The organism is Micrococcus sp. HG099 (genome assembly GCF_024723355.1).
Lineage (GTDB): Bacteria > Actinomycetota > Actinomycetes > Actinomycetales > Micrococcaceae > Micrococcus > Micrococcus endophyticus.
Genome location: NZ_JANQCJ010000166.1, coordinates 1 through 3,866 on the forward strand (window position 1 = coordinate 1; position 3,866 = coordinate 3,866).

Annotated in this window: 3 protein-coding genes; 2 read left to right on the forward strand and 1 reads right to left on the reverse strand. The window is 71.2% G+C overall.

The genetic code is table 11. From position 1 onward, the window contains the following. Positions 1 to 820, forward strand: an 820-nt coding sequence (locus NWP10_RS10890) for an MMPL family transporter (RefSeq protein WP_258300921.1), incomplete at its 5' end; no start/stop codon positions are given. 133 nt (positions 821 to 953) lie between these two features. Here NWP10_RS10890 and NWP10_RS10895 read toward each other — a convergent pair. Continuing rightward, positions 954 to 1,583: a Dps family protein gene (locus tag NWP10_RS10895; protein WP_017488495.1), complete on the reverse strand. Its 630-nt coding sequence runs from the start codon at positions 1,581 to 1,583 to the stop codon at positions 954 to 956. Positions 1,584 to 1,970: 387 nt separating this feature from the next. Here NWP10_RS10895 and dnaK point away from each other — a divergent pair, with 387 nt between their 5' ends. Continuing rightward, positions 1,971 to 3,830, forward strand: a complete 1,860-nt coding sequence (gene dnaK, locus NWP10_RS10900) for a molecular chaperone DnaK (protein ID WP_258300922.1) — start codon at positions 1,971 to 1,973, stop codon at positions 3,828 to 3,830. Positions 3,831 to 3,866: the final 36 nt, after the last annotated feature.

Here is a 3,866-nt window from a genome sequence, read left to right on the forward strand (position 1 = left end):
CCCGCAGGGTGCGGACGCCCCCGCCGGCCCGCCCCCGGGCGTCACCGGCGGCGGTGAGGGCGCCCCGGCCGAGGGCGGCGCCGGCCGGCCGGAGTCTGCGCCGCAGCCGGATCCCGAGCCGAAGGTGGTGGACGGGACGGTGCTGATCTCCGCCACCCTCGCCGACCCCGGCGAGTCCCTCGCCGCGCAGGCGACGGTGGAGCGGCTGCGGGCCGAGCTGGCCGACGTCGGCTCGGGCGGCGAGGTCCTCGTGGGCGGTCCGGCCGCCCAGGCGCTGGACACCAACACCACCTCGCAGCGGGACCTCGTGGTGGTCATCCCGCTGATCCTGGCGATGCTGCTGGTGATCCTCTCCGTGCTGCTGCGCTCGATCCTGGCCCCGGTGCTGCTCGTGGCGGCCACCGTGATCAGCTTCGGCGCCGCCATGGGCGTCTCCGCGCTCGTGTTCCGGCACGTGTTCGGCTTCGAGAACGCAGACCCGACCGTCCCGCTGTACGGGTTCGTGTTCCTCGTGGCCCTGGGCATCGACTACACGATCTTCCTCATGACGCGGGCGCGCGAGGAGACCCCGCGCCACGGCACCCGGGCCGGTGTGCTCCGGGCGCTCACCGTGACCGGCGGCGTGATCACCTCCGCGGGCGTGGTGCTGGCCGCGACGTTCGCCGCGCTCGCGGTGATCCCGCTGATGTTCATGCTCCAGCTCGCGTTCATCGTGGCGTTCGGCGTGCTGCTGGACACCCTCGTGGTGCGCACACTTCTCATCCCGGCGCTCGTGCGGGACATCGGCCCGAAGGTCTGGTGGCCGGCCCGGGAGGAGTGAGCCGCCGGGGCGGCGGGCGTGTCCGGCCGCGCCGCCCCGGACACGGACGAGGGGCCCGACCGCGCGTGCGGTCGGGCCCCTCGGGCTGTGCTCGGACTCGCCCGGGGTGCCGGGGCGTCTCAGCGGGGGAGCGTCACTTCTTCTTGGCCTTCTTCGCCGCACCCTTCTTCGCCGCACCCTTCGTCGGGGCGGGCGCCTTCTGGGCGCCGCTCACGCGGGCGGCCGCGACGGTCTCGCGGGTGGCGCCGGCATGGCTGAGATCCCCGTCCACCGTGGTGAGGAACGAGCGCATGAACCACTGGAACAGCTCCAGCTCGGCGACCTGGCCGATCAGCATGTCCTCGGACACGGGGTCGAGCTCGCCCACGGTCTCGATCGCGGCGCGGTGGTCGGTGACCACGCCGTCGTACACGAGGTCGAGGGCGGCCAGGTGCTCGAGGGTGCTGGCACGGCCCAGCGCGTAGTCGTCCCACGTGCGGGCGGCGACGAGGGCGCCGGGGGTGCCCTCGGGGGACACGCCCAGGGTGGCGATGCGCTCGGCGACGACGTCGACCATCGCGCGGACGGTCTCGATCTGCGGGTCGAGCATCTCGTGGACCCCGATGAAGCCGGGGCCGACCACGTTCCAGTGGGCGTGCTTGAGGGTGAGCTGGAGGTCGTTCAGGGCGTGGAGCCGACCCTGCAGGATCTCGGCCACGCGGTGGCCGTTCTTGAGGGCCAGTCCCGGGACGGTGAAGGCGGCGTCGTTCTTCTCGGCGGCCATGGGGTGTCTCCTTCTGTCTCGATCGAGTCCGGCGCCGGTGCGGCGTCGGTCCTGATGAGGCTGATCCAACACCCGGAGGCGCGGCCCGGGACAGGGTTGGCCGCCGTCCCGGTGCCGGGATCAGCGACCGGCGAACAGCCCGCTCGGCACGCCGCCGCACGCCCGCACGCGGGGGCGGGACGACGACGGCGGGCCCGGGAATGGATCCGCCGCGGCGGGCGTTGGACCGGGCAGACAGAAATGTGAGTGAAGTCGACTCAGGTTCATTTGACAGGCCACCGCCCCGGTGGCAACCTGAGTCGAGACGGCTCAAGCCCTCCGGCCCGGGTCTCCGGTCCCGCAGGGCGCAGGCCTCCCGCTTCACCGTCAGACAGGAAGGACCCCACCATGTCCCGTGCAGTCGGCATCGACCTCGGCACCACCAACTCCGTCGTATCCGCCCTCGAGGGTGGCGACCCGGTCGTCATCGCGAACGCCGAGGGCGCCCGCACCACCCCGTCCGTCGTCGCGTTCTCCAAGGGCGGGGACGTCCTGGTCGGCGAGATCGCCAAGCGCCAGGCCGTCAACAACCCCGAGCGCACCTACGCGTCCGTCAAGCGCCACATGGGCACCGACTGGACCACCGAGGTGGACGGCAAGAAGTACACCCCGCAGGAGATCTCGGCCCGCACGCTGATGAAGCTCAAGCACGACGCCGAGGAGTACCTGGGCGAGAAGGTCACCGACGCGGTGATCACCGTGCCCGCCTACTTCAACGACGCCGAGCGCCAGGCCACCAAGGAGGCCGGCGAGATCGCGGGCCTGAACGTCACGCGCATCATCAACGAGCCCACTGCGGCCGCCCTGGCCTACGGCTTGGAGAAGGGCAAGGAGGACGAGCTCATCCTGGTCTTCGACCTGGGCGGCGGCACCTTCGACGTGTCCCTGCTCGAGGTCGCCAAGGACGAGGACGACTTCGCCACCATCCAGGTGCGCGCCACCGCCGGCGACAACCGCCTCGGCGGCGATGACTGGGACCAGCGGATCGTGGACTGGCTGCTCCAGCAGGCCAAGTCCAAGGGCGCGGACCTGTCCAAGGACAAGATCGCCCTGCAGCGTCTGAAGGAGGCCGCGGAGCAGGCCAAGAAGGAGCTCTCCTCGGCCACCTCCACCAGCATCTCGCTGCAGTACCTGTCCGTGACCCCCGAGGGCCCGGTGCACCTGGACGAGCACCTCTCCCGCGCCAAGTTCCAGGACCTCACCAAGGACCTGCTCGAGCGCACTCGCAAGCCGTTCGAGGACGTCATCAAGGAGGCCGGTGTCAAGGTCTCCGACATCGACCACGTGGTCCTCGTCGGGGGTTCCACCCGCATGCCCGCCGTCTCCGACCTGGTGAAGGAGCTGACCGGCGGCAAGGAGCCCAACAAGAGCGTGAACCCGGACGAGGTCGTCGCCATCGGCGCCGCGGTGCAGGCCGGCGTGCTCGCCGGCGAGCGCAAGGACGTGCTCCTGATCGACGTGACCCCGCTGTCGCTGGGCATCGAGACCAAGGGCGGCGTGATGGCCAAGCTCATCGAGCGCAACACGGCCATCCCGACCAAGCGCTCCGAGACGTTCACCACGGCCGAGGACAACCAGCCCTCCGTGTCCATCCAGGTCTTCCAGGGCGAGCGCGAGTTCACCCGGGACAACAAGGCGCTGGGCACCTTCGAGCTGACCGGCATCGCCCCGGCCCCGCGCGGCATGCCCCAGATCGAGGTCACCTTCGACATCGACGCGAACGGCATCGTGCACGTCTCCGCGAAGGACAAGGGCACCGGCACCGAGCAGTCGATGACCATCACGGGCGGCTCCTCGCTGTCCAAGGAGGACATCGACCGCATGGTCAAGGACGCCGAGGCCCACGCGGACGAGGACAAGAAGCGCCGTGAGGCCGCCGACCGCCGCAACCAGGCGGAGCAGTCCGCGTACTCCGTGGACAAGCTCCTGCAGGACAACGCGGACAAGCTGCCCGAGGACGTCAAGACCGAGGTGCAGGCCGACGTCGACGCCCTGAAGGCCGCCCTGGAGAAGCAGGACAACGACGACGAGGTCGCCGCCGCGTTCGAGAAGCTCCAGGCCTCCCAGGTCAAGATCGGCGAGGCCCTCTACGCCCAGCAGGGCGCGGAGTCGGCCGACGCCGGCGCCGAGTCCGCCGCCCCGCAGGGCGACGACGAGGACATCGTCGACGCCGAGGTGGTCGACGAGGACGACGAGAAGAAGGCCTGACACCCCCGGTGCCGGGGCGGGCGTCCACGCCCGCCC

Excerpts from the sequence above, each read along its gene's own strand:
- NWP10_RS10895 (WP_017488495.1), bottom strand. The coding sequence starts at position 1,583 with ATGGCCGCCGAGAAGAACGACGCCGCCTTCACCGTCCCGGGACTGGCC.
- dnaK (WP_258300922.1), top strand. The coding sequence starts at position 1,971 with ATGTCCCGTGCAGTCGGCATCGACCTCGGCACCACCAACTCCGTCGTA.